Origin of the sequence: Microcoleus sp. LAD1_D5 (assembly GCF_036702115.1) — a bacterium.
In the GTDB taxonomy this organism is placed as follows: Bacteria; Cyanobacteriota; Cyanobacteriia; order Cyanobacteriales; family Microcoleaceae; genus Microcoleus.
The window spans coordinates 1-19,607 of sequence record NZ_JAUBSA010000018.1 but is presented as its reverse complement, the minus strand read 5'-3'; the positions used below and the strand labels follow the sequence as shown (position 1 = coordinate 19,607).

General features: G+C 45.5%; 16 protein-coding genes, 1 tRNA gene and 1 pseudogene. 16 read left to right on the top strand and 2 right to left on the bottom strand.

Going from position 1 to position 19,607, the window contains the following annotated elements:
- Positions 1–77 precede the first annotated feature (77 nt).
- The 14 genes from QUA70_RS10550 (at position 78) to QUA70_RS10485 (ending at position 16,841) form a co-directional block, all read left to right on the top strand.
- On the top strand, positions 78–524 hold the full coding sequence (locus tag QUA70_RS10550) for an Hsp20/alpha crystallin family protein (RefSeq protein WP_333346804.1): 447 nt from the start codon (positions 78–80) through the stop codon (positions 522–524).
- A gap of 127 nt (positions 525–651) precedes the next feature.
- On the top strand, positions 652–1,014 hold the full coding sequence (locus QUA70_RS10545) for a hypothetical protein (protein WP_333346801.1): 363 nt from the start codon (positions 652–654) through the stop codon (positions 1,012–1,014).
- A gap of 1 nt (position 1,015) precedes the next feature.
- Positions 1,016–1,450 carry a hypothetical protein gene (locus QUA70_RS10540; protein WP_333329569.1) on the top strand — a complete coding sequence of 145 codons (435 nt, stop codon included), beginning with the start codon at positions 1,016–1,018 and terminating at the stop codon, positions 1,448–1,450.
- A gap of 308 nt (positions 1,451–1,758) precedes the next feature.
- Positions 1,759–2,160, top strand: a complete 402-nt coding sequence (locus tag QUA70_RS10535) for a fasciclin domain-containing protein (RefSeq protein ID WP_006634220.1) — start codon at positions 1,759–1,761, stop codon at positions 2,158–2,160.
- 204 nt (positions 2,161–2,364) lie between these two features.
- Positions 2,365–7,473, top strand: a complete 5,109-nt coding sequence (locus QUA70_RS10530) for a PAS domain S-box protein (protein WP_333346799.1) — start codon at positions 2,365–2,367, stop codon at positions 7,471–7,473.
- Between the two features lie 123 nt (positions 7,474–7,596).
- Positions 7,597–8,328, top strand: a complete 732-nt coding sequence (locus QUA70_RS10525; RefSeq protein WP_333346796.1) for a tetratricopeptide repeat protein — start codon at positions 7,597–7,599, stop codon at positions 8,326–8,328.
- A 445-nt stretch (positions 8,329–8,773) separates the two neighbouring features.
- Positions 8,774–9,001, top strand: coding sequence for a hypothetical protein (locus tag QUA70_RS10520; RefSeq protein WP_333329575.1), 228 nt, complete (start codon positions 8,774–8,776; stop codon positions 8,999–9,001).
- A 318-nt stretch (positions 9,002–9,319) separates the two neighbouring features.
- Positions 9,320–10,405 carry an amino acid ABC transporter substrate-binding protein gene (locus tag QUA70_RS10515; protein WP_333346793.1) on the top strand — a complete coding sequence of 362 codons (1,086 nt, stop codon included), beginning with the start codon at positions 9,320–9,322 and terminating at the stop codon, positions 10,403–10,405.
- A gap of 179 nt (positions 10,406–10,584) precedes the next feature.
- A complete protein-coding gene (locus QUA70_RS10510) occupies positions 10,585–11,799 on the top strand; it encodes an ABC transporter permease subunit (protein ID WP_333346791.1) in 1,215 nt (404 codons plus the stop codon).
- Between the two features lie 48 nt (positions 11,800–11,847).
- Positions 11,848–12,447, top strand: coding sequence for a hypothetical protein (locus tag QUA70_RS10505; protein ID WP_333346788.1), 600 nt, complete (start codon positions 11,848–11,850; stop codon positions 12,445–12,447).
- A 22-nt stretch (positions 12,448–12,469) separates the two neighbouring features.
- Entirely contained in the window at positions 12,470–13,669 is a 1,200-nt protein-coding gene (locus tag QUA70_RS10500) for an amino acid ABC transporter permease (protein WP_333346784.1), read from the top strand.
- Positions 13,670–13,731: 62 nt separating this feature from the next.
- Complete coding sequence (locus QUA70_RS10495) at positions 13,732–14,484, top strand: amino acid ABC transporter ATP-binding protein (RefSeq protein ID WP_333346782.1); 753 nt, start codon at positions 13,732–13,734, stop codon at positions 14,482–14,484.
- A 116-nt stretch (positions 14,485–14,600) separates the two neighbouring features.
- Entirely contained in the window at positions 14,601–16,619 is a 2,019-nt protein-coding gene (uvrC, locus tag QUA70_RS10490) for an excinuclease ABC subunit UvrC (RefSeq protein WP_333346779.1), read from the top strand.
- A 151-nt stretch (positions 16,620–16,770) separates the two neighbouring features.
- Positions 16,771–16,841 (top strand) — tRNA-Gly (locus QUA70_RS10485).
- 167 nt (positions 16,842–17,008) lie between these two features.
- Here QUA70_RS10485 and QUA70_RS10480 read toward each other — a convergent pair.
- Together QUA70_RS10480 and QUA70_RS10475 are read right to left on the bottom strand one after the other, a co-directional pair.
- A complete protein-coding gene (locus tag QUA70_RS10480) occupies positions 17,009–17,944 on the bottom strand; it encodes a hypothetical protein (RefSeq protein WP_333346776.1) in 936 nt (311 codons plus the stop codon).
- A gap of 117 nt (positions 17,945–18,061) precedes the next feature.
- Positions 18,062–19,114, bottom strand: a complete 1,053-nt coding sequence (locus tag QUA70_RS10475) for a DUF3987 domain-containing protein (protein WP_333346773.1) — start codon at positions 19,112–19,114, stop codon at positions 18,062–18,064.
- Between QUA70_RS10475 and QUA70_RS10470 the strand changes: the two genes are divergently transcribed.
- Both QUA70_RS10470 and QUA70_RS10465 read left to right on the top strand, forming a co-directional pair.
- On the top strand, positions 19,097–19,369 hold the full coding sequence (locus QUA70_RS10470) for a helix-turn-helix domain-containing protein (RefSeq protein WP_333410400.1): 273 nt from the start codon (positions 19,097–19,099) through the stop codon (positions 19,367–19,369). The genes QUA70_RS10475 and QUA70_RS10470 overlap by 18 nt on opposite strands.
- 13 nt (positions 19,370–19,382) lie before the next feature.
- Positions 19,383–19,607 (top strand): annotated as a pseudogene (locus QUA70_RS10465) (IS630-like element ISMae27 family transposase); the annotation flags it as partial.

Below are 19,607 nucleotides of genomic sequence, written 5' to 3'. Positions count from 1 at the left end.
GAGCTGGAATATATTAAATACAAGTTGAGTCAAGTGTTTCTCAACCATAAAAACTTCAGATAGTCGAGGTATTAGTTATGGCACTTATTCGTTGGGAACCTTTGCGGGAAATGGACTCCTTGCAACGAGAAATGAATCGGTTGTTTGATAGCTTGACACCGGCAACCGATCGCACATCTAACGGTGTTGCTTTTGTACCCGCCGCCGAACTCGATGAAACTCCCGAAGCCATCCACCTTAAATTAGAAGTTCCGGGCATGGAAGCTAAGGATTTGGACGTACAAGTAACCGCAGAAGCTGTTGCTATCAGTGGCGAACGCCGTCACGAAACTAAGAGTGAAGATAAAGGGATGACTCGCTCTGAGTTCCGCTACGGTTCCTTCCGCCGGGTGATTCCCCTACCCGCACGGGTTCAAAATGACAGCGTAGAAGCTGAGTACAAAAATGGAGTTTTGCACCTGAATTTGCCTAAAGCGGAAGTAGAAAAGAACCGCGTGGTTAAAGTGCAAATCGGCGGTCAATAATTGTTTGCCAGTTTAGTTAGTTGATTAATAGGGGTCACACTGCGCCCCTATTTTTTTTAATTGATTATTGGTCATTGGGAATTTCTGCTTCCTCCCCTTCTCCAACTGTGCTAAACTAGAAAAGGCAATGGTTTGTGAGGAGACTTGCGTGCCGAGTCAGGGAGTTGGAGGCAATGGAATTGCATCGGAATTTGGAGACTTAACCGGAATGACTCGTCAAGAAGTTAATGACTTTTTGCGCGGGCTGGGTGCAGAAATCAGAACTACTGAAGGGGGTTATATTGAATACGAATTTGCCGATCGTTCGCGAGTCAATATCCGTCCTGATGGTGAAGTTGTACGCACCCCAGCTCCCAGATACGGTTCAGATGGCAGAAAAATAAACAAAGGTTTGCGTCTTGACAAAGATGGCAGCTTGGTCAAAACACGCGATGAATTTGGCAATAAGATTCCTGGGACGCACAATACTGGAGAAAAAGTGAGTAATTAATATGCCCGATGACTACAACTTGCTTAATTTAGGTGGACTTACATCCCTCATCACAAATGTTAATGTGTCTTTGTGGGGAAATGAAATGTTATTTGAATGTATTTACGATCCGACAGGCGATCGATTGCCTTATAACATAGTATTTCATGACTGCCGAGACATCAGTTGGGAGGTGTTCCATCCTGAAGATGTCAAAGATCCTGAAGCTGATTTGATTGGTTTTCATTTGGGTGAAGACGCGCACCGGAAAGCAGCTTTAATTCATACTGACATTTTTGAAATTTCAATTTTATACGGCAGTTTTAGCATTCACAAGGGAGAAAACCTAAATGCTGAAGTAGAAGATTTAGAAACAGAGAATTGGGGTATCACAACAATCGACCGCAGTATTGTACCAATTGTAAACCCCGGCGCGGTTAAATTGCCAAGGCGTTAGTAATATTATATCGGGTAAAATAACTATTACAGGACTTACCCACTCCGACACCTCGAAACTGGTTTTTTACCTAATCTGCGGGTTTTAACGAAGTATTTTCGTAAAAAACCCGGTTTCGGAGCACCCATGGGTAAGTCCTATATTATTAGGTTTGTAGTGAGGACTCAAGTCTTCATCAAAAATCTAAGGAAGGATTGAAGTCCTCACTAAAAAAGAATTACCAATTTTTCAAAAAAGATAGTAGGTATTGTTGCCCGCCTCAGTTTACGATACTTAATAGAACTTTTTTCCAGATGAGGTAAAACACAATGCCTGATATTGTTGATATTGCCGTAGGTGCGGGTTCGTTCCAAACCCTCGTAACAGCCGTACAAGTAGCTAATTTAGTAGACGCGCTCAAAAGTCCGGGCCCTTTTACTGTCTTTGCTCCCACTGACGATGCTTTTGCGAAATTGCCGCCGGGAACTATCACAACCCTAGTGCAGAACGTCCCCCAACTGACTAGGATTTTGATGTTTCATGTCGTCTCCGGCAAGTTTATGAAAGCTGATTTGGCAAAACTAGGTTTTGTTACTTCCTTGGAAGGTTCGCCGATTAAAATTGATTGTTCTGACGGTTTTGAGGTGAAAAATGCTACAGTTGTCGCTGCGGATATCGAAGCTGATAACGGCGTGATCCATGTGATCGATAACGTGATTTTAATGGGATAATTTCACCGCCCAATCTCGCTGCGGGAGCGAACCTGGTGCTTTGCGGTGCCGCTTTGCTCCCGATCGCGCCCTTGTTTTTTTATCGGTTGAAGGTAATTTAAATATAAAAAAGTTGTCTTTTCGGCGGATGTATTTTAAGATGATTGTTTGAAAAAGTTTAAAAATCAATAATTATAATATAAGCAAACCAGTTTGGTGAGCACTATGCAAATCCTAGCCGCCAGCCTCAAAGCACAAGTCCGCCAGCGTACCTTGGAACTGCAAGTTCTCAACGAACTTACTGCAAAAGTTCAAGCCGCTCTCAGTGTTGAGGAAATTTGGTCTGCGTGTCTGGCACATCTCCATCGCCTGATTCCCACACAGGCGATCGCCATTTTGACGCTACCGGACGATCGAATATACCTGGAACACTTACAGCCCTTAAGTGCTAGCGCCCAAGCCGAAATTGAAGGGCGTTTGCAAGCTGCTCGCAGTGAATGGCTTGCTGGCAATCAAGACTGGGCGCACAACATCGCTCCCCCACCAATTACTCAGTTTCAGTCGGTCTTGATGGCACCAGCCAACTCGGATGAAAGTGAAGAATTGTTGGGACTATTTTTCATCGGTGCAGAGCAGGCAAATGCTTTTAATTTGGAACACCTTTGTTTGCTCCACACTGTCGCTCAAATTGGTGCCAAATCGTTAAATACATTAGCAGCTAAAACCCTAAATGTCAAGGAACCCGTTCAAAATATTTTTGAGGGTGGTTCGGAAAGTCAAGAACTATTGTTACGAGCTTTAATCGAGGGTGCGGGGGACATAGTTTGTGCGAAAGATAGAAACTTTAGATACATTTTTGTCAATCAAAGTTTTGCTGAATATTTGGGGAAAAATGTTGAGGAAATTATCGGCAAAGATGATATTGAATTAGGGTTTCCAGCGGAATTAGTATTTGGCGATCACAACCCCTCAATTAGGGGCATCCGGGAGGAAGATCGAGCAGTGCTGGCTGGGGAGAGGGTTCGCAATCCCTACCAGGCGCTCGTCTTTGAAGGTGGCAAACAGCACATCTTTGACACGCAAAAAGTGCCCCTGTGCGATGCAGAGGGTAATATATTTGGGGTTTTGGGTTTTTCTAGAGAGATTGGTCGATTGCAGGCCACAGATGAAGCCAGGAATCAAAGCCAAGCCAAACTGCAAAAAATTACTGCTAGCGTACCGGGTACGGTATATCAAATTGACTTACATCCAGACGGCTCAATGGCCTTCTCGTTTGTGAGCGCGGGCTGCCGAGAATTGTATGAAATAGAACCAGAGGCTGCTCAGCAGAATTTTAATGCAATTGTTGACATGATTCATTCCGAAGATCGAGATGATTTTCTCAACTCGGTGACGCTTTCTGCTGAAAATTTGCAGCCTTGGCGGTGGGAAGGAAGAATTGTCACTCCGTCGGGAAAACTTAAATGGGTGCAAGGAGCTTCCCAGCCAGAATTCCAAGCATCGGGGGAGATAGTTTACTACGGCTTGTTCACGGATATTAGCGCCCGGAAACAAGCTGAACTGAAGCTGCAACTTTATCAACAAATCTTTTTGAAATCCAACGATGCGATCGCGATCTTAGACCCCCAAGGCTATTACTTAGAAACAAATCAAGCTCACACGGCTTTGCTGGGTTACAGTGCATCGAAATTGTGGGGGAAAACCCCGGCAACTCACATGGGAGAACAGGTATTTGCCTCGGTAATGCAAAGCTTGGCAGAAACTCGGAGTTACCGAGGCGAAATGACCTTTATTAACGCTTTGCCAGAAGGAACAGTTGAGGTCGAGGTTTCGGCTTTTGCGGTTTTAAATGATGCTGGGGATGTAGTTTGTTACGTAAGCGTCAAAAGAGACATCACCGAACGTAAGCGAGCTGAGGATAAATTAAAACTTTACCGAGAAATATTTTTAAACTCCAACGATGCGATCGTCATTATCGATGCTGACGGGTTTTTCCTCGAACAAAATCGCGCTCACCAAACGCTTCTAGAATACACAGACGCGGAATTAGAAGCAGAAGCGTCGCCGCTGGTTGCGGGGGAGCGCTTTTTGGCAATTGCCCAAAGTTTAGCGAAAACTGGAAGTTTTCGGGGCGAAATTACTAACTGCACTAAAAAAGGCCAGACGCTGGCGATCGACGTTGCGGCATATTCTGTGATTAACAACGCCGACGATGTAATTTGTCATGTCTGCGTCAAGCGCGACATTACCGAACGCAAAAAAGGAGAAGAAGAACGGCAAAAATTTGTGTCGCTGATTGAAAACAGCAGCGATTTTATCGGTATGGCTACCCTGAAAGGCAAAACGCTGTTTGTCAACGAAGCCGGACGAAAACTGGTGGGTGTAGAGAATCTTTCGGCAGTGCTTGATACAGAAATATGGGATTATATTGGGCCCACTTTTAAAGAGAAATTCAGTCAAGAGATTTTGCCAACAATTATCAGTCATGGCCAGTGGCAAGGAGAAGGGCAAATGCAGCACTTGGGCACCGGACAACCAATTGATGTTGTGATGAATGCTTTTCTGGTCAAACACCCTCAAACCACCGAACCGCTGTGCTTTGCTGCGGTAATTCGCGATGTCACCGAACGCAAGAAAGCTGAGAGAATGCTACGGGAACAAGCAGAACAAGAACGCCTGGTTTCGGCGATCGCCCAGCGAGTCCGGCAGTCTCTCAACCTCACTCAAACTCTGAGCACTGCTGTACAAGAAGTGCGGCAGTTGTTGGCAACTGACCGCACGGTAATTTATCGTTTTGAGTCCGACGAAACAGCGGTTGTTGTGGTGGAATCTGTAGGGGATGATTGGATGCCACTGCTGGGCAGAGAAGTTCCAATGACATCCTTTGGGGAAAGTTATGTATCTCTATATAGTGCGGGACAAATTCAAGCAATGGCAGATATTTATACTGCCAGTTTGAGTGAAAAACACCGAGATTTACTTGCTAGTTTGCAGGTCAGGGCTAATTTAGTTGTCCCAATTTTTATAGGCGATGAAAGTCAGGAGTTGGCAACAGAATATTTGCCGAAAATTCCCAGAATTGGCTCCCATGGAAGGAGTTTGGAAACGAGTCAAAATCGGTTGTGGGGATTGCTGATTGCCCATCAGTGCAGAGGCCCGCGCGTTTGGACTGATTCTGAGGTGGATTTACTAGGAAGGTTAAGCGTACAGTTGGCGATCGCCATTCAGCAATCTACTCTTTTTGAACAAGCGCAGCAAGCCCGAGAAGCCGCCCTAGAAGCGTCTCGAATGAAGTCGTTATTTTTAGCAAATATGAGTCACGAAATCCGTACTCCCATGAATGGAGTGATGGGGATGACTGATTTGCTGCTGAAAACGAATCTTACTCCCGAACAGATTGACTTTGTGCAGACGCTGAAACTCAGCGGTCAAAATTTACTCTCCATCATTAACGATATTCTGGATCTCTCCAAACTGGAAGCAGGAGAAATGCGCTTAGAAATACTAGAATTTAACCTCAGTATCTGTATGAATGAAGTGCTGGATTTGTTGGCAACTCCCGCACAAGAAAAAGGTATAGAAGTGGTGGCACTGATTGACAGCGACGTGCCGGTGCAAATTAAAGGTGATGCAGCGCGGTTGCGGCAAATACTCACTAATTTGATCAACAATGCTATTAAGTTTACAGAAGCAGGAGAAGTGGTAATTGAGGTGGCAGATGCTAGTAATCCTGGGTTATTGGCCGCCAGTGATAATCAGAAAATTTTAGAGAATATCGAACCGTTAAAAATAGAAAACAATGACTCGATGCTCCTGCTGTTTAAAGTTACAGATACAGGAATTGGGATTGCTCCCGAAGACCAAAAAAAGCTGTTTCAATCTTTTACTCAAGTTGATGCCTCTACGACCAGAAAATATGGTGGCACTGGTTTGGGGCTGGCTATTTCTAAGGAGTTGGTGGAGTTGATGGGTGGGCAAATCGGTGTGGAAAGTACCCCTGGCCACGGCTCGACTTTTTGGTTTACTGTGCCGACAGTTAAGGAAAATTTAACTGCTGTCGGGACAGCGTGCGAAGTGAATTTTGAAACTGTGCTGGCGGGGCGAAAAATGTTAGTTGCCAGCGACAAGCCGACAGTGCGAAAAGTGCTAGTGAGAATGGCTGTTTTGTGGGGAATGGAGGTGGAGGAGGTTGAGAACGGTTGGATGACGATCGCCTCTCTGTACAAAGCTGTCAGCGTTAATTCCCCTTACGATATCGTTTTGGTTGATATTCAGTTGCCGGAAATGGTGGCGGGAAGTCTCGAACGCTTGAGGATTTCTGAGCCGGCAATGCAGCAGACAAAGTGGGTGGTGCTGACTTCAATGACTCAGCTTGCAGAGGCGAAACGCTTGGTAGATAGCGGTTTTAGCGGCTATTTAACTAAACCTGTGAAAGCTCACCGACTATTTGATTGCTTGGCGAATGCGATCGCCCCGAGTATGCTGATTGATGAGTCGCAGGCAAATCCAACGTCCAATCGAGCCTCGGCTATTGACAACCGAGACTTAGCAAGTTTAAAGATTTTGTTAGTGGAAGATACTCCCATCAACCAAAAAGTTGGCCTGAATCAACTCAGAGTTTTGGGATGCGCGGCGGATGTCGCCAATAACGGTGCAGAGGCGCTATCTATGGTTGCTCTGAAAAAGTATGACATTGTGTTGATGGACTGTCAGATGCCGGTTTTGGACGGTTACGAAGCAACGCTGCAATTGCGCGGCCTAGAAGCGGCAGATGTTGCTGCTGGTAAGATGCAGCCGCATCAAAAGACGGTGGTGATTGCGATGACTGCGAATGCTTTGAAGGGCGATCGCGAAAAGTGTCTGGCGGCGGGCATGGACGATTATATTAGCAAACCTATTTCGATCGAAAAGTTAAAAGCCGTACTAGAAAATTGGTCGGCCAAGCTAAAAATTGAAACTGCCAAGTTTAATGGCGAGGAACTTCAAAATTCTGAGCCAGATATCGAATCGGTAGTCGATATGGCACGTTTGCACGAAATTTCGGGCGCTGATTTAGAGTTTGAGCGGGAAATACTGCAAGCTTTTGTGGTGGATACTGGTAGTTATTTAGAAGCTGCGAAGGGGGCGATTGCCTCGGGAGATATGGAGACACTGGCGCGCCACGCTCATCAAATTAAAGGTGTCAGCGCTACGGCGGCGGTGCGGTTAATGCCCGATATGGCAGATCAGCTTCAAAGTCTGGCCGAATCAAATGATTTGGAGGGGGCTACAAAAATCATCGCTGAATTAGAAATAATTCTGGCGGGGGTTGAAAAGTTGGTGGCTACTGAGTAAGCTCGAGGCATCCTAAATGCAGCCAAATTAAATAATAGAGTTTTAAATGTTCAGCCCGCCAAAAATAAAATACTTGGCGGGCTGCGAGCGCTATTTTACTTTGTCTGGTGTTCTGAGAAAATATTGATACCCCCTATCACTCCTCAAAACATGGCCGCCTACATCAACCTGTCCACTTTTGGCAAAACAACGGCATTCGCGATCGCACTCCTAACTTGTCATAGCTGTTTAGTCGTTCCCGTTCCAGTCCCACTCCCAGTTCCAGTAACTTCGGACAAAGAAGCTGAAACCACTCAGCTTGAGCCAGGTCTGGAAAAAACTTGCTACGCAGATGCGCTAACCGAAAGCGAAGGGCGAAAAATCACCGAAAGTTCTGATAGTCTGGAGGCCTCAGCAGACAAATTAGCAGCAGCGGGAAAACACAAGGAAGCCATTCAGAAGTACAACGAAGCGGGAGCCGCTGCGTTAAACGAAGCGATTGCAGATGGTCGCGCAGAGGAAATGGACGTAGACAGTTCGCTTTACAGCAAGGATGAGATTGAGGATTTTCGAGACAAGCATCGTCCACTAATTCAAAAATCGGCAGAATCTAACTTTAAAATTGGCCAGAGTTACGCACAGCTAGGACAACTGGAATCTGCAATTGACTGTTTTAACGGAACCTTAAAAGTCGGCATACTCCCACCCAATGACGCGATCGCCTATCTAAATCGTGGCGATGCTCATGAACGGATGGGAGCTAAGGACAAAGCTAGAGCTGACTTCCAGCAGGCCGCTAATCTTTTCAAAAAACACAAATTGCCATCCTACGAGAAGCTTGCTCAGAAGCAACTACAGGCTGCTACAAAAAAATAGGAACCGCTACAGCTAGGTCAGGATATGAGACTTTTCCGACCTAGGATCGGCAGCATCGCCGAAATTTCCCCCAGTAAGAACCCAAAAACCCGAACTGCCACATAGGCTATCCGAGCTTTTCCCTTTAATTTAATTAATTTTCTGGCGAACCGGGCAGGAGTACCCGATTGCAGACAGCTCCTGGCAGCCCCCGCGCTCGATCGCGTGTAAAGATTTTTAATCTTTTATCAAGATGTTTATCTCAATGTGAAGGAATTGGGAACTCTTATAACATCTTGTGTGTTGTAACTTGTGACACTACTGTATTAAGTTATTCTGGTCAAATATAAAATAATCATTAAGCCGATCGACATGAGGGTGCTTTTCGTCTATCGGCTTGAGACACCAAGACCAGCTTTTCGCTCTGCCCGCCCATTAAGTGCGTCTTTACGCTCAACGAGGTTTTATGACTCCAGTCATGTTACGCCAACTCTGGTCATTAATTGAGACCACCCAAGCTACTCTGTTAGTCAATTTAGACGATGCCACCCTGGTACAGTGGCTGCTGAAACAGTTAAAGACCAACTCTGCGCTTAATTGCAAAGAAGCAGATTTGTTGGACGAATACATCCAGTCTCGGCTGTCCCTAATCCGCGATTTAGCTGAGCAGCGGCTAGCACCAGAGCTACTGTGAGCGGATTCAATCAAAATCGGATAAATATTCCAGGGAAGGGCGAAGATCGATCGCGCTGGGCAGAAATAGCAGAAAAGAAACCGGGTTTCAGGGATAAATCTTGGGTTTGACGACGAGGCCTCCAGCCAGAAACCGGGTTTCTAACTCTGGGCTCCCAGCGTGCTAAAAAAAACAGGCGGGTAGTCGGTGCAGTTGTCGCTGTGCAGCACCGGATGCAGAATGGCTAATTTGAAGGCGGAGGCTGTTGTATATCGCAGATCGCCACAGTTCTCGACAGCTACAAGGTAGTATTGTCAGGAAAGCGTTCTATTAAAATCTATGCGTAAATGGGGATTTCTGCTACTAGCAAGTGTGTTACTTGTGTCACCGTTGGCGTCTTGTAGGGATCGATCGGCACAAACCGGACAAACAACAGCAACAACTGCCGCAGGTGGCAACTCGCAACAAGGTTCCAGCCGGATAGATACAATTGTCAGCCGCGGCAAACTGATTTGTGGCATCAGCGGCGAACTGCCGGGTTTTAGCTTTGTAGACGAAAAAGGCACATATTCGGGACTGGATGTGGATGTGTGCAGGGCTGTGGCGGCGGCAATATTTGACGATCCCGAAAAAGTCGAGTACCGAAAGCTCAACGCTAAAGATAGATTTACAGTTTTGCAGGCGGGAGAAATCGACATTCTCAGCCGAAATACCACCTACACCGCGAGTCGCGACAGCACTACTGGACTGGAATTTGCCCCGGTGATCTTTTATGACTCTCAAAGCATCATGGTCAAAAAAGACAGCGGTATCAAAAGTTTAAAAGATTTTGCGGGCAAATCTATCTGCGTGCAGACAGGTACAAGCACCGAACAAAATTTGTCTGACCAAATGCGAAAATTAGGAGTTAAATACACTCCTGTGGTGTTTGAAGATGTGAATGCTACCTTTGCTACCTATCAAGAAGGTCGCTGTCAAGGTGTTACTGCGGATCGATCGCAACTTGTTTCTAAGCGCACAACTCTGCCAAATTCCGAGAATAATGTTGTTTTGCCGATCGTGATGTCAAAAGAACCGTTAGCCCCAGCGGTGAAAAGCGGCGATCCTAAATGGTCTGACGCGGTGAAATGGATCGTTTTCGCGGCGATAGAAGCTGAAGATTTGGGAATTAATTCGGGAAATGTAGACAAAATTGTGGCAAGCACTACAGACCCGAATGTCAAACGTTTGCTAGGAACAGAAGGAGATTTAGGTAAAGGTTTGGGACTCCCGAACGACTACGCAGTCCGCGTTGTGAAGAAAGTGGGGAATTACGGGGAAATGTACGATCGCAACCTCGGCCCCAAAAGTACACTCAAGTTAGAACGGGGTCAAAACAGACTCTGGAAAGATGGCGGTTTGCTTTACTCGCCGCCGTTCCGTTAATTTTAGTTAACTGTTGACTGTTGACTGTTAACTGTTAACAGTTAACAGTCACGCACCAAAGCTATGTATGGTGCGTGACTTGAAAAATCTTGATCGCCGATATAGTAACTATCAAGTCACGCACCAAAGCTCAATCTCGCCTGGATTTGCCAGCAGATTTATCAAATATAATTTAAGTTATGAACCCCGAACCTCAACCGGGCAAATCGCATAAATTGCCCCAATTTAAAGATATATCAAAACTGCTGCGGGACGATCGCTTCTGGAAAATAGCCGGACAGGCGATCGCTCTAATTTTAGTAATAGTTGTGATCGCCATTCTTTGGGACAATCTCAGTGCCAATTACTCACAACTGGGGATTGCATTTGGATTTGAGTTTCTCAATTCCCAAGCATCATTTGACATCGGCGAAAGCGTGATTCCTTACAGTCCCGAAAACACTTACAGACAAGCTTATTTGGTCGGTTTAATTAACTCGCTGCGGGTGATGGGTCTCGGCCTTATTTTCGCAACAGTTGCGGGTTTGACTGTAGGAATTGCGCGCCTTTCGGACAATTGGCTGCTGCGGAGTTTGGCTGGTTTGTACGTAGAAATTCTGCGAAATACGCCGTTGTTGTTGCAATTATTTTTCTGGTATTTTGCAGTTTTCATTTCCCTGCCAAAACTGGAAGACAATCAGCAGTTACGCGGGCCGATTTACTTGACAAATCGGGGCATTGCTGTACCTTGGCCTGTGGCTTTGCCGGGTTTTGAGATTTGGTTGATTTTGCTAACTATCGGAGTTTTGGCTGCGGCGGGGCTGTGGATGTGGCGGGCGCGGGTGATGTTGGAAGAAGCTAAGCCGGGAAGACAGTTGTTTTGGGCTCTAGGTGCGATCGGGCTGAGTGCAATCTTAGCTTGGATTATTACCAAAAATCTGCCTTTTCGTCTAGATTTCCCCCGCCTGACACCAGCATTGCAACTGGAAGGAGGATTAAAATTCACTCCAGAATTTGCAGCATTGGTGACAGGACTCAGCTTGTATACTGGCAGTTACATTGCAGAAATTGTCCGGGCCGGAATTCAGTCAGTATCGAGAGGCCAGTGGGAAGCGGGAAAGTCTTTGGGGCTCAAGTCTGGAACAATGATGCGGATGGTAATTTTGCCACAAGCTTTGCGGGTGATTGTGCCGCCTTTAACCAGTCAGTATCTGAATTTAGCTAAGAATTCGAGTTTAGCGGTTGCGGTTGCTTATCCCGACGTTTACTTTGTGGTGGGGTCTCCGACATTGAATCAGACCGGTCGGGCGATCGAAGCAATGTTAATTATTATGGTAACATATCTAACAATTAGTTTGATAGTTTCTTTGTTCATGAATTGGTACAATAAAACTGTACAAATCAAGGAAAGGTAAAGAGTTAATGTTGAAAAGTTTACAACGGCGACCAAAGGAAAGAGAAAAATGGTGTACAGTGATTTTAGTTTAGAAGGCGCAGTCAAAACATTTGAATTAAAGTATTCGGAAGTCGCCGATTTGTTTGGCAAAGAACCCAACTTAGAATGCAGCCAACTACTAGCAGAAACTCTCAAGCGCAGTGTACCGTTAGGTCTGGCAAGTAACAGCCAGAAATCCCGCGCTGAAATGATTACAGCACCAATTTTAATTGAACTTAGAGAACAATTACAAAATCGAATTAGCTTATTTTCCGGTATTGACTTTAATGTTGACTCCGAAAGAGGCTTAGACGGTAGTTGCGATTTTCTGATTGGTAATTCATCAGGACTTTTGTTAGTTGTTGCACCAGTCATTATAATTGTAGAAGCAAAACCGGAAAATCTCAATAGTGAATTGGGAGAGTGCGTAGCGAAAATGTTGGCAGCCAGGATATTTAATGAGCGCCAAGCAAACGAAATTTCTGCGATTTATGGCGCTGTCACTAGCGGAACTATCTGGAAATTTCTTAGATTAAAAAACCCAGTAATTGAAATAGATTTAACCGAGTATTACCTCACCGAGGTTAATAAAATTTTAGGCATTTTAGCCAGTGCAATTAATAATTAACAATTAATAACCAACAAATAAAATGGAAACAATACCTGTATTACCGCCCCCAGCCACCGAATCGCCTACTCCTTGGAATTGGGCGCGCAAAAACCTATTTAGTACCTGGTACAACAGCATTCTGACAGTAGTTTGCCTAATTATCGCCTTCCAAACTATTAAAGGAATTATCGTTTGGGCAACAACAAAAGCTCAGTGGCGCGTGTTAGAAGCTAACTTGCCGCTATTTTTCGCCGGCAGATTTCCCCGCGACTCCTACTGGAGGCTGTGGATAGTAACGGCCATAATTGCCTTGTTGGGAGGATTAACTTGGGGAAACATTCAGCGGCAAGAACGTCTTTGGAATCCGCCTTTACTAATTATACTTGGTGCTGCGGTCGTGGGTGCGGTCATTTCGCCGATCGACCTAACATCTCGCCTCTACCTGCTAGCAAATATTAGTGTAGCCGCCGCCAGCTATGCCATCGGAAGGCAAATTCACCCAAAAATCATGGACTGGATGTCGGGAATTTGGGTTCTTTCCTTCCCAATAATTTTGTGGCTAATTAAAGGCGGGTTGGGTTTGACCGAAGTGTCAACAAATGATTGGGGCGGTTTAGTGCTGACGCTGTTTTTAGCAGTTATTAGTATTGTGCTTTCCTTTCCTTTGGGAGTATTGCTAGCACTAGGGAGACAAAGTTCTTTGCCCGTTGTGAGACTGTTATCAACATTATACATTGAAGTTATTCGCGGTTTACCATTAATTGGCATTTTGTTTTTAGGTCAAGTGATGCTGCAACTCTTCTTGCCGCCCGAATATCCGAAATTGGATAGAGTAATTAGAGCGATTGCTGGACTGACTCTATTCAGTGCAGCTTACTTGGCAGAAAACGTGCGCGGTGGCTTGCAGGCCGTGCCCAGGGGACAAATAGAAGCAGCTAGGTCGATCGGACTCAATACACCCCTGCTTACAATTCTAATTGTACTGCCTCAAGCACTGCGAATAGTCATTCCGGCGATCGGCGGTCAATTCATCGGATTATTTATGGATACATCCCTGCTGTCTCTATTCGGAATGTTAGAATTAATCGGAATATCCCGCGCAGTTTTAGCAAATCCATCCTATATCGGCAGGTACGCCGAAGTTTACCTATTCGTCGGCATCATTTATTGGATATTTTGCTACTCAATGTCCCTAGCCAGCCGCAAAATAGAGCGAACTTTAGAAGTAGGCCAGCGCTAAAAACTCATCTACTTTCATCTGCGTTCATCTGCGTTCATCTGCGGTTAAAAAATAAAAAAATTATGCAAACTCAGCAAACAAGCCCAGAAACAGTAATTGTCGCAGAAAACGTCCACAAATGGTACGGACAATTTCACGTGCTGCGAGGTGTCAGCATGACCGTAAACCGAGGGGAAGTGGTTGTCGTAATGGGACCCTCTGGTTCGGGAAAATCCACGTTTATTCGCACATTCAACGCATTAGAAGAATACCAACAAGGTAAAATTACGATCGACGGAATCGAACTTTCCCACGACTTACGCAACATCGAGACAATTCGCCGCGAAGTAGGAATGGTGTTTCAGCAATTCAACCTGTTTCCCCACTTATCAGTCTTGCAAAACGTCATGCTAGCCCCCGTATGGGTGCGCCGATGGCCAAAGAAAAAAGCCGAAGAAGTGGCGATGCAACTGTTAGAAAGAGTGGGCATTTTGGAACAAGCAAAAAAATATCCCGGACAGTTGTCAGGGGGACAGCAGCAGCGGGTTGCTATTGCACGTTCTCTAGCAATGCAGCCTAAAATCATGCTGTTTGATGAACCGACATCAGCATTAGATCCGGAAATGGTGCGGGAGGTGTTAGATGTAATGCGAAATTTGGCTCAAACAGGAATTACAATGGTGGTGGTGACTCATGAAGTCGGGTTTGCGCGCGAAGTTGCCGATCGCATTGTATTGATGGATGGCGGCGTTTTAGTGGAAGAAGCGAAGCCAGAAGAGTTTTTTCAGAATCCGAAGGAAGAACGCACCCGCAAGTTTTTATCTCAGATATTGTAACTGATTTTCAAGTTTATTCGCTGGGTTTTGCGACGGTAGCAGCAGTAAAAATCGGCACAATTAAGCTAAAATAAAAGAGTCTACAATCAGTCTCTCTTTTGCTGAGATAGCTTGCAATGCCATCCACAAAAACTCTGCCGTTAGTTAAAGACTCGGAACGCCTAGAAAGTCGCCTCAAAGAAATTCCGGCGGTTCCTGGTGTATATTTAATGCGCGATGAGAGCGATCGCATCCTTTACATCGGCAAATCCAAAAAACTCCGAAACCGCGTCCGTTCCTACTTCCGCGAAAGCCAAAATCTCAGTCCCCGCATCGCGATGATGGTGCAGCAAGTGCGCGAAATTGAATTCATCGCCACAGACACCGAAGCGGAAGCTTTAGCGTTAGAAGCAAACCTCGTAAAACAGCACCAACCTTACTTTAATGTCCTCCTCAAAGATGATAAAAAATATCCTTATTTGTGCATAACTTGGTCGGAGGAATACCCGCGCATTTTTATCACCCGCAAACGCCGCGCAGGTAGTGCAAAAGACCGCTACTATGGCCCCTACGTTGATACAGGGGCACTGAGGAGTACGCTGCATTTAATTAAGCGGATTTTCCCGCTGCGGCAGCGCCCTCAACCGCTATTTAAAGACCGTCCTTGTTTGAACTACGACATCGGGCGCTGCGTTGGCGTTTGTCAAGGGTTAACTTCGCCGGAGGAATATCATAAAATCATCCAAAAAGTAGCGATGATTTTCCAGGGAAGAACTCAGGAATTACTCGACATCCTGGAACCCCAAATGGAAGAAGCAGCGGAAGATTTAAACTTTGAAACGGCGGCGCGGATTCGCGACCAAATTAAGGGTTTGCAGTCTTTGAGTGCGGGTCAAAAAGTCTCTTTGCCAGATGATACTGTTTCCAGAGATGCGATCGCACTTGCTGCCGACACCCAGCACGCTTGCGTTCAATTGTTCCAAATTCGTGCCGGTCAATTGGTCGGAAGATTGGGATTTATGGCGGAAATACCCTCCCAACCCCCCCTTGCCAAGGGGGATCAAGAGTTATCTCAACTTTCTCTTTCCTCCTCCCCTGGGCAAGAGGCAGAACGAGGGGGGGTAGAGGCCGGAGCGATTTTGCAGCGGGTGTTGGAAGAACACTATCAAAATGTCGAATCTGTAGAAATTCCCAGCGAAATTTCAGTGCAGTACGAATTGCCAGAAGGGGAAATATTAGCAGATTGGTTGAGCAATCGTAAGGGGCGAAAAGTTACCATTTTGACGCCACAACGGCAAACTAAGGCAGAATTGATTGAGATGGTGGAACGCAACGCTGAGTATGAATTGGCGAGAATGCAAAGATTGAGCGATCGCAATTCTCAAGCAATGGAAGATTTAGCAGAAATTCTCGATTTGCCAGAAGTTCCTCGCCGCATTGAAGGTTACGATATTTCTCACATTCAAGGTTCTGACGCCGTAGCTTCCCGCGTCGTATTTATTGACGGTTTGCCGGCCAATCAACACTACCGCCACTACAAAATTAAAAATCCTGAAATTAAATCGGGTCATTCTGATGATTTTGCTAGTTTAGCAGAAGTTATCGGGCGCCGATTTCGAGGATTGAAGGAAGAAGGAAGAGGGAAGAGGGAAGATGGGTTTAGCGAGTTAGAAGAACCGGAAGAAATCAGCAATTTATCCTCGGTTTCTCATACTATTTCCGACAAACCAGACTTAATTATGATAGATGGCGGGAAAGGTCAATTGTCTGCTGTTGTGGCTGTTTTGCGGGAGATGAATTTGCTAGAAGAGTTGCGCGTTGTCAGTTTGGCAAAGCAGCGAGAGGAGATATTTTTGCCGGGGGAATCTTTGCCGCTGCCAACTAATTCTGAGCAACCGGGCGTACAATTATTGCGCCGGGTGCGGGATGAGGCGCACAGGTTTGCTGTGAGTTTTCACCGGGATCGAAGAAGTGAGAGAATGAAGCGATCGCGCCTTGATGAAATTCCCGGCTTGGGACACCACCGACAAAAACTTTTGTTAGCACATTTTCGATCGATCGACTACCTCCGTTTAGCAACTCCCGAACAGTTGGCAGAAGTTTCTGGGATTGGCCCGCGTCTAGCACAGCAAATTTACGATTATTTTCATCCGTAAAGCCTTACCCAGCATTGGAGACCGGGATTGTAGGCGCGATCGGGCGATCGGGCCGCAAGTCCTTATTTAGCCACTGTGAGGGAGGTATTCAAAAATTTTGCACAGGCCTATTGCAATCCCCAGAGACTTGTGGTATGTTTAGTTTCTGTGCGCGGGCATAGTTTAGTGGTAAAACTTTAGCCTTCCAAGCTAATTATGCGGGTTCGATTCCCGCTGCCCGCTTGCGTCTATAAGAACCTCAAACCAACGGTAAATCAACGGTTTGAGGTTTTTTATTGCTGATTTTTTCGCTTTGAGATGGCTCAAGTTGACTAGAAATTGAATACAATTTGAATACAATTTGCCTCGTTTGAATACAAATTGAATACAATCCTTACCTAGACTAGCTTTCAGCCGTTGCTTTCTGCTAGAAGCCCCAGAATAGCGTTGATATCAGCCAAGTCGGCCCTCGACTTTTTGCGCCGCCCTTTTAACTGATTGAGCAAGTCGGCCGCTTCTGGCAACTCGCTGGCAGTGACTGATTTTTGTCTCAGGTCGGAGAGTTGTATCTCGATTTCTTCCCGATCGGCGCGCTCTGTCTCAAGTTGCGATCGCAGTTGCTGCACTTCCTCTCTCAGCTTATTGGTGACTACGGTACTGGATTCTAGCAGCGTGGCATAGTTGGCGCGGGCTTCATCTCGTTTTTCTTCTGCGTGTCGGCAGTTGTCTTTGAGAATCGCGATTAAGTTGTCGCTGGCTTCTTTAACCACTTGGTTGATTTTCATTAAATCGTCAACATCCTCCTTTAATTGTCGATTCTCTGCCTGTAGGTTGCCTAACTCATTCTGCAACCGTTCTATAACCTCATTATCAACCTTGGGAAACTCTAAAGAATCACCCGACTCTAACTTTCCCGGCAGTTTCTCCTGTAAGGCTTCAAGCGCTTTCTGTAAATTAGCTACCTGCAATTCTAATGCTGTTAGCCTATCGGTAGAGGTTTCTGCAACTTCTGCAACTTGTACAACCTCTTCAGCAACTTCTGCAACCTTGTCAACCCGTGGTACTGGGGGAGTCTCTAAAGCTTCTGCAATCTCCTCAAGCTTTGCAATGCTTACCTCTGAACTTTTACCGATGTATTTTTTGCGTACTTTACGGGCAACTTTTCTGCAACCGTACCAATAAATACCTGATTCCTTGCGGACTGTGTAGGGTTTGCTGTCCCCGCTTGGCTCAAACCTGAAAGAGCCGATCGACTCCAACCATGCGGAACCCTTGGGGGAGTCTAGCTCAAATACCTTGCCGTCCTCTGTCTCTATCAAGCCCTGGACTACCGATGGGATTGTCATAAGGTTGCCTAAAAGTTGCTTACCTGCTTATGCAACTATCTTAAGCAACTTTTAGGCAACTGCCAAGGGTTGCAGAAAACTATTTTCAATCTTCCCAAAACCCCTCGAACCGAAGGCTTAAAGCTTCATCAGGTCAGAAGCTTCAAACTCCGATTGCCGAAGGTTTTTGACAGGCTTATCGAACCTTACCAAGTAGCTAGTGCCAGCACGGCTGTAGATATTGTCCACAACCTCACCTCGTGCGCCTTGATAGATGCCGCCGACATCCTTGACCACAACCCGATCGCCTATCTCAAAAGTTCTGGGCTTCTTGGCAGAGGTTGCCGTACTAGGCGTTGTAGTATGTGATGGATTTGAGGGTTGAGAAGTTTCAAGGCAAGGTCTAAAAACCTCCACATCCTCCACACTAAGGCTTAATCCTATGTCAGATATAGTTTTGGAGGTGTGGATGTTAACCTCCACACTACCTCCACACTCCTCCACACTATTGCCTATAATTTTGTGTTTTTTATCCATAAGTGTGGAGGGTGTGGATACAGTGTGGAGGGTGTCATCCACACTTGTAATGCTTACTGCGTCTACATCTTGGGCTACTGTGGAGGGTGTGGATGTTGAAGTTAGAGAAAATCGAATACTACTCCTTTTTTGTGTAACCTCTCCATACTTCATTTCTTCTAATTCTCCAAACCATTCTCGAATTTTTTGTGAGGTAGGGCGGTACTTGGAATCGAAACTGAGTAAAACATCACGACCTGTTACCGTTCCTCCCTTGCGTTCTGCCAGCGAAATTATCCTTACCAAGTTGCTTTCGAGTGCGTCGGGACTGCAAACCTCTAGATTGATGCTCAAAGCTTGCTGCGTTGTGTATTCCACCCACTTGATAGCGGCCGCTACTTGGGTGACGGGAATTTTGGGGGAAACCTCAATCCCTAAATGAGTGGCATGGATGCAGTGCAATATGGTGGCGACGCGGCCAACCTTCTCAGCAGCTTTGCCAAACATTGCCCGCATTCCTTGGTTGGGATGGTCGAACTTTACGCGCTGGCAGTGGTTGTAGTAGTCAACAAACAGCTTTTTAGCGTCCTCTCCTAACTCATACCATTTTTTTAAAGATGTGATAGACTTGTGTAAAAAGTAAAGGAGAGAATTACAATGTCTGGTCGTCCTCATATAAAGATTACCGAATCAGTAGAAAACTTACGAGAAATCCTCAAAAATCAAAAAATAATTCTAGCTTATAACAAAGTCCAAATGCTTTATTTATTTCAGTCAAAACAAGTAGAAACTGTGCGGGAAGTATCCTCCGTTTTAGGTAAAAGTGAGGCAACGATTCATCGCTGGCTCTCCCAATATAGAAAGGGCGGTCTGGAAAATTTGTTAAAAAATCTCTTCTGTTTTCGGTCGCCCAAAAAAGTTCTCAGTTGAAATAGCAGCGACCTTGCAACAAGAGTTGAGAGATCCCGAAGGATTTAAGAGTTATAAAGAAGTTCATCTTTGGCTCTGGTTGATTAAAGGAATAGCCAGTAGTTACTCGGCTGTATATTCTTTAGTTAGAGGAGAATTAAAAAGTAAATTAAAAATTCCCAGACCTCGCAGTATTTCTCAGAAATCTACGGCAATTAATGAATTTAAAAATAACTTGCATCAACAGATAAAAGCTTTA

Bases quoted from the DNA above. Each gene is read 5' to 3' on its own strand.
- QUA70_RS10515 (WP_333346793.1), top strand. From the start codon at position 9,320: ATGCGTAAATGGGGATTTCTGCTACTAGCAAGTGTGTTACTTGTGTCA.
- QUA70_RS10520 (WP_333329575.1), top strand. From the start codon at position 8,774: ATGACTCCAGTCATGTTACGCCAACTCTGGTCATTAATTGAGACCACC.
- QUA70_RS10530 (WP_333346799.1), top strand. From the start codon at position 2,365: ATGCAAATCCTAGCCGCCAGCCTCAAAGCACAAGTCCGCCAGCGTACC.
- QUA70_RS10540 (WP_333329569.1), top strand. From the start codon at position 1,016: ATGCCCGATGACTACAACTTGCTTAATTTAGGTGGACTTACATCCCTC.
- QUA70_RS10535 (WP_006634220.1), top strand. From the start codon at position 1,759: ATGCCTGATATTGTTGATATTGCCGTAGGTGCGGGTTCGTTCCAAACC.
- QUA70_RS10510 (WP_333346791.1), top strand. From the start codon at position 10,585: ATGAACCCCGAACCTCAACCGGGCAAATCGCATAAATTGCCCCAATTT.
- QUA70_RS10545 (WP_333346801.1), top strand. From the start codon at position 652: ATGGTTTGTGAGGAGACTTGCGTGCCGAGTCAGGGAGTTGGAGGCAAT.
- QUA70_RS10480 (WP_333346776.1), bottom strand. From the start codon at position 17,944: ATGACAATCCCATCGGTAGTCCAGGGCTTGATAGAGACAGAGGACGGC.
- QUA70_RS10505 (WP_333346788.1), top strand. From the start codon at position 11,848: ATGGTGTACAGTGATTTTAGTTTAGAAGGCGCAGTCAAAACATTTGAA.
- QUA70_RS10470 (WP_333410400.1), top strand. From the start codon at position 19,097: ATGTCTGGTCGTCCTCATATAAAGATTACCGAATCAGTAGAAAACTTA.
- QUA70_RS10500 (WP_333346784.1), top strand. From the start codon at position 12,470: ATGGAAACAATACCTGTATTACCGCCCCCAGCCACCGAATCGCCTACT.
- QUA70_RS10495 (WP_333346782.1), top strand. From the start codon at position 13,732: ATGCAAACTCAGCAAACAAGCCCAGAAACAGTAATTGTCGCAGAAAAC.
- QUA70_RS10550 (WP_333346804.1), top strand. From the start codon at position 78: ATGGCACTTATTCGTTGGGAACCTTTGCGGGAAATGGACTCCTTGCAA.
- QUA70_RS10475 (WP_333346773.1), bottom strand. From the start codon at position 19,114: ATGAGGACGACCAGACATTGTAATTCTCTCCTTTACTTTTTACACAAG.
- uvrC (WP_333346779.1), top strand. From the start codon at position 14,601: ATGCCATCCACAAAAACTCTGCCGTTAGTTAAAGACTCGGAACGCCTA.